The 5,234-nt window shown below is 66.1% G+C and carries 6 protein-coding genes; 5 read left to right on the forward strand and 1 reads right to left on the reverse strand.

Annotated elements, in window-relative coordinates; translation table 11 throughout:
• A partial coding sequence (locus VLA96_04805; protein ID HSE48507.1) for a hypothetical protein occupies window positions 1-733 on the forward strand: 733 nt, incomplete at its 5' end.
• 294 nt (window positions 734-1,027) lie between these two features.
• Window positions 1,028-2,083, forward strand: a complete 1,056-nt coding sequence (locus VLA96_04810) for a potassium channel protein (GenBank protein ID HSE48508.1) — start codon at window positions 1,028-1,030, stop codon at window positions 2,081-2,083.
• Window positions 2,084-2,189: 106 nt separating this feature from the next.
• On the opposite strand, the gene VLA96_04815 is transcribed toward VLA96_04810, so the two are convergent.
• The gene (locus VLA96_04815; GenBank protein HSE48509.1) at window positions 2,190-2,546 is read right to left on the reverse strand and encodes a hypothetical protein; all 357 of its coding nucleotides are present in this window, start codon (window positions 2,544-2,546) and stop codon (window positions 2,190-2,192) included.
• Between the two features lie 192 nt (window positions 2,547-2,738).
• Between VLA96_04815 and VLA96_04820 the strand changes: the two genes are divergently transcribed.
• The 3 genes from VLA96_04820 to VLA96_04830 form a co-directional block, all read left to right on the forward strand.
• Entirely contained in the window at window positions 2,739-3,827 is a 1,089-nt protein-coding gene (locus VLA96_04820) for a BON domain-containing protein (protein ID HSE48510.1), read from the forward strand.
• A gap of 99 nt (window positions 3,828-3,926) precedes the next feature.
• Complete coding sequence (locus VLA96_04825; GenBank protein HSE48511.1) at window positions 3,927-4,424, forward strand: hypothetical protein; 498 nt, start codon at window positions 3,927-3,929, stop codon at window positions 4,422-4,424.
• Between the two features lie 43 nt (window positions 4,425-4,467).
• On the forward strand, window positions 4,468-5,234 hold a 767-nt coding region (locus VLA96_04830; protein HSE48512.1), incomplete at its 3' end, for a prepilin peptidase.

Consider the following 5,234-nt stretch of genomic DNA (forward strand, 5'->3'; position numbering starts at 1 on the left):
GTTCGGCGGTGGCAACACGGTCGCGGACGCAATGAATCCGTTCGCGGTCGATGTTCCGGAGCGTGGTGTGAGCGGCACGTCGTATCCGCACAACTTCAACGTGAGCTGGATCTACGACTTCCCGTTCTACAAGAACCAGGAAGGCGTGATCGGTCATATCCTCGGTGGATGGCAGCTCAACGGCATCTACCAGTACCTGAGCGGTCAGGTGTTCACCCCGGCTATCTTCAACTGGGGCGGCACCGAGTACTGCCAGGCCAGCTTCCAGGCTGCGTTCTTCAGCTCTGTGAGCAACTGCCGTCCGATCCTGAGCAACCCCGGTGCAGCGCTCGACACGGTCGGTTTCTGCACGGACTACACGCTGGCGGACTGCGGTCTGAGCGAGTACTACAGCGGCGCTCCGATCTCGGCGTCGGACGTGCACTGGATCATGAACGAACCGCAGGCGGCGTTGTTCTTCGGTAGCCCGTACCTGGGCATCGGGCGCAACACGCTCCGTGGCCAGACCAGGAACAACACGGACCTCACGGTCGTCAAGTCGACGAAGATCACCGAGCGCTTCAGCCTCCGGTTCGAAGCGCAGGCGTTCAACGTCTTCAACCGTCAGTTCCGCGGCGTGCCTGATCCGTTCATCGAGGACGGTATGCTCGTCGACGGTGGTTCGGCGATGAACAACTACTTCAACGGCAGCAACCGCCGCAACATGACGTTCGGCCTGAAGCTGATCTTCTAAGATCCGCTTCTGCTGTTGTTGCAGACTAACCGGCCCCGCGCCAACCAGCGCGGGGCCGTTTTCTTTGCTTCCAGGGTCGCCGCAACGCTGTCGGCTCGCCCGCCGCGGCGGGCTCACCTCGGCTGCGTCGCCCCTCGGCCTCTGCTCGCGCAGTCCGGCGCTCGCTCCGGCCTCACCCATTCCTTGGTAGATTTCCGCTGGAGTTCTGCGGGGTTAACCAATCTGCAACTGTGCTAGAATCGCGCTACTTTTCCCCATCCTGGTGAGTGTTGGAAGGCCGCCAGGCGCGCCCCCATGGACCTCCGTCGAAGACTGCAATACGCGATCGCGGCGCTGCTGGTGATCACCGCCTTCAGCGTCGCCGGGTACCGCCTGATCGGCGGGCCCGAGGTCACGCTGCTGCAGGCCCTGTACATGGCGGTCATCACGCTGGCGGGGGTGGGGTACGGCGAGATCGTGGAGACGGCGCACCACCCTGCCCTGCGCGTCTTCAACATGTTCGTCGTGCTGTTCGGGGTCACGATCACGGTGTACGTGTTCTCGGTCGTCACGGCCTTCCTGGTGGAAGGCGAGATCACGAACATCTTCTGGAGACGCAAGATGCAGAAACGGATCAGCGAACTGAAGAACCACTACATCATCTGCGGACTGGGCGACACGGGGCGCTTCGCCGTCGAGGAGCTCCAGAAGACCGGCACCGACTTCGTGGTGATCGAGGGCAACGCCGAGGTCATCAAGAGATTCCGCGAGCACCACGGCGAGGGCGCGGACAACGTCCTGATCCTGGCCGGCGACGCCACCGACGAGGAAGTGATCGCGCAGGCCGGCATCGACCGCGCGCGCGGGCTGATCGCCGCACTCTCTTCCGACAAGGACAACCTGGTCATCATCGTGATGACGCGGCAGGTGCGCGACGACATCCGGATCGTGGCGCGCTACACCGACCCGAAATTCGCCGACCGCATGACGAAAGCGGGCGCGAACTCCACCGTCTCGCCCAACCGCATCGGCGGGCTGCGGCTGGCGTCGGAGGCGCTGCGCCCGCACGTGGTGGGCTTCCTCGACCTGATGCTGCGCGAGCAGTCGCGCACCCTGCGCATCGAGGACATCGAAGTGCCCGCCGGGTCGCCTTGGGCGGGGCAGACCATCGGCGAGCTCAAGATGCACCAGCGCTTCAACCTGCTGGTGATGGCGGTGAAGAACATCTTCGGCGACAACCAGTTCATCCCCAATCCGGCCGACACGCTGCGGCTGGCGCCCGGCAGCGTGCTGATCGCGATGGGCGACGTCAACGACATCCGCCGCGCCCGGCAGGAAGCCGGCGCGCGCGCCGCGGCTTCCATGGCGTAACCCCGCGCAAGGAAAGCAGAACCGCCAGGGACACCAAGGGAACACAAAGGACCGCAACGAGCCTTGGTGTCTTGCGTGAGACCTGCGCGTCCTTGGGGGCCGGCTTCTAGTGGATGTCCACGCCGATGATGCGGCCCGCGGCGTCGATCTCGAGGTTCGCCGGAGCGGCCAGCACCGCGTCGCCACTCGAGCCGGTGAAGGCGATGAAGACGCGCGGGTCGACGTAGTGGACCTGCTCGTTCTTCTTCAGGTAGGCGAGGGCATGGTCGCTGCGCCACTTCTTGGGGATCTCGAAGGCGAGGTCCACCAGGTCGCCCGTCTCCGAGACCGAGACCGCCACCTCGACCGGCACCCTGGTCTGGACCTCCAGTTCTTCCTTGGCGGTATTCGGCTTCAGGCCGACGTAGTACTGAAAACGGCCGTCATCGGGAGAGAAGTTGTTGCGCTCGACGAAGATGCCCATTATGTCCTGCAGGTGTCCTTTCGGCCGTAGGGAGCCTTAGTCCCTTTGCGGTGAGATTTTTTACCACAAAGCGCGCCGGAACGGGCGCCTGCGGGTTTACAGATGTGGGACGGGCAGTCGTGAGGGGCAACTCTGCATCTAAGTAACCAGGCATCCACCCCATTTCCGGGTCTGAGTCATCAGGAGCGAAGTATGAAGGCATACCGTAAAGCGGGCCTTTGGCTGCTGGCGTTGGCGCTCGTGGTCGCGCTTGCCGCCGGCTGCTCGAAGAGCAAGAGCGACGCGCAGTTGGCGAGCGAGGTCCAGCAGAAGATCCAGAGCGATTTCGCCGTCGCCAACAAGCAGTTGGGCGTGAACGTCGCCAACGGCGTGGTCACGCTCAGCGGCAGCGTGAACAACGAGATGGAACGCGCCGCCGCGGCGAATGACGCGGCGCAGGTGGAAGGCGTCCGGACCGTCGTCAATAACCTGACCGTGAGCGACCAGTCGGCGGCGATTGAGCAGCCGGCAGAAGCGATGCCGCAGCAGCAGGCCGCGGCGCCGGGGAGGCGCAGCCCGTACACCGCGCGGTCGCGCACCTATAGCGACACGACAACGCGCGCCTCGAACTCGCAGACGGCCCCGTCTTATTCCAACAGCTCGTCGGCGGCGAACACTCCGGCGACACCTCCACCCCCGCCCCCGGTCGAGATCCCGGCGGGCACCACGCTGTCGGTGCGCATGCTGGACCCGGTCGATTCCGACAAGAACCAGGTCGGCGACCGCTTCCGCGCGACGCTCGACTCGCCCATCGTGGTCGATGACCGCGTGGCGATCCCGGCGAACGCCGACATCGAGGGCCGCGTGGTCGACCTGGCGAGCGCCGGCCACTTCAAGGGCAAGTCACAGCTTGCGCTGGAGCTGACGCGCGTGAGCTACAGCGGCCATACGTACTCGATCGCCACCAGCCAGTGGACCAAGGAAGGCGGGTCGCGCGGCAAGCGTACCGCGGCCACCATCGGCGGCGGCGCCGCGCTGGGCGCCATCATCGGCGCGATCGCCGGCGGCGGCAAGGGCGCGGCCATCGGCGCGGGCGCGGGCGCGGCGGCCGGCACCGGCGTGCAGGCCATCACCAAGGGCGAGCAGATCCACGTGACGCCCGAGCAGGTGCTGAACTTCCGCCTGGAGCAGCCGGTCACCGTCGCGGCCAACGCGCGCAACACCAGCCCGGGCCAGATGTCGGGCACGGTGGAGAACCAGGCGCCCGAGGATTCCGATCGACCCGTCCTGAAGCGCCGGTAACGGAACGACGATCCCACCCGCTGCGTATTCGTCTCACAGCGGGTGGGATTTTTCTTGCCCAAAGCGTAGCATCGAAACCTGCTCGGGAGCGGAGGAGCCATGCCCAAGATCAGCGCCATCCTGCACGCGCACAACGACGAGCTGCGCATCGGGCGCGCGCTCGACTCGCTCCGCCCCTGCGACGAGATCATCGTCGTCGACCACGACTCCTCCGACGAGACCCTCAAGGTCGCGCGCAAGCACGGCGCGTCGGTCAAGAAGGGGCTGCCCGGCGTGGAGCCCGGCGCGTACGTGATGGACGCGCGCAATGACTGGATCCTGTGCCTCCAGCCCAACGAGGCCCTGAGCGAGGCGCTGGAGACCTCGCTGCTGGAGTTCAAGGACCGCAGCGACGATGAAGAGCCGGCGACGTGCTACAACGTCGCCATCCGCGAGGAAGACGGGGCCGGCTGGCGCACCCTGCCCGCTGAGACCCGGCTCGCGAATCGCAGCCGAGTGAACTGGACGGGGCAGACCCCGCCCCCCATGGAAGGGGCTCCGGCGCTGGCGGGCGAGCTGATGCGCTTCCAGGAACCCGCGGCCCGCAAGAGCGCCTGATTCCATCCTATAATCAGCACAGCTCCCCCTCCAGATCACGGCTGTGCTCAACGCGAATCTCAACTTCGGGGACCCCATCTTCGTCGCCACCGTCGTCCTGGTGTTCCTGTTCGGGCTGACGTTCGGCAGCTTCCTGAACGTGGTCATCCACCGCATCCCGCGCGGGCTGCCGCTGGTGCTGCGGCGCTCCGCGTGCCCGCGCTGCGACGCTCCCATCCGCGCGTACGACAACATCCCGGTGCTGAGCTGGCTCATCCTCCGCGGGCGTTGCCGGAGCTGCCGCGCGCCCATCTCGGGACGCTACGCGCTGGTCGAGTTGCTGACGGCGGTGACCTTCGTCGCGGTCTTCCTGACGTTCGGCCTGACGGTCGCGGCGCTCAAGTTCGCGACCTTCGGCTTCCTGCTCGTCGGGCTCATCTTCACCGACGCCGAGACTCACCTGCTGCCCGACAAGCTCACGCTGCCAGGCATCGCGCTTGGCCTGATGTTCAGTCTCTTCGTCCCGGTGGATGACCTGGCGGCCAAGCTCCTGCCCTTCCTCGGCGACCTGCCGGTATCGTCGAACCTCTCGGCGCGGCTGTTCTGGTTCGCCGATGCGGTGATGGGCGCCGCGCTGGGCGCTTCCTTCATCTACGGCGCGGGCTGGATCTACCTGCGCGCGCGCAACGTGGAGGGCATGGGATTCGGCGACGTCAAGCTGATGGCGATGGTGGGCGCCTTCCTGGGCGTGAAGCTCACGGTGCTGGTCATCTTCTCGGCCTCCCTGGTGGGCTCGGCGTTCGGCTTGGGGACCATCCTACTGGTCTGGGT

This window comes from Terriglobales bacterium (assembly GCA_035457425.1).
Taxonomy (GTDB): Bacteria; Acidobacteriota; Terriglobia; order Terriglobales; family Acidobacteriaceae; genus JACPNR01.

Coding starts and splice junctions, on each gene's coding strand:
- VLA96_04810 (HSE48508.1), top strand. CDS start 1,028: ATGGACCTCCGTCGAAGACTGCAATACGCGATCGCGGCGCTGCTGGTG.
- VLA96_04815 (HSE48509.1), bottom strand. CDS start 2,546: ATGGGCATCTTCGTCGAGCGCAACAACTTCTCTCCCGATGACGGCCGT.
- VLA96_04820 (HSE48510.1), top strand. CDS start 2,739: ATGAAGGCATACCGTAAAGCGGGCCTTTGGCTGCTGGCGTTGGCGCTC.
- VLA96_04825 (HSE48511.1), top strand. CDS start 3,927: ATGCCCAAGATCAGCGCCATCCTGCACGCGCACAACGACGAGCTGCGC.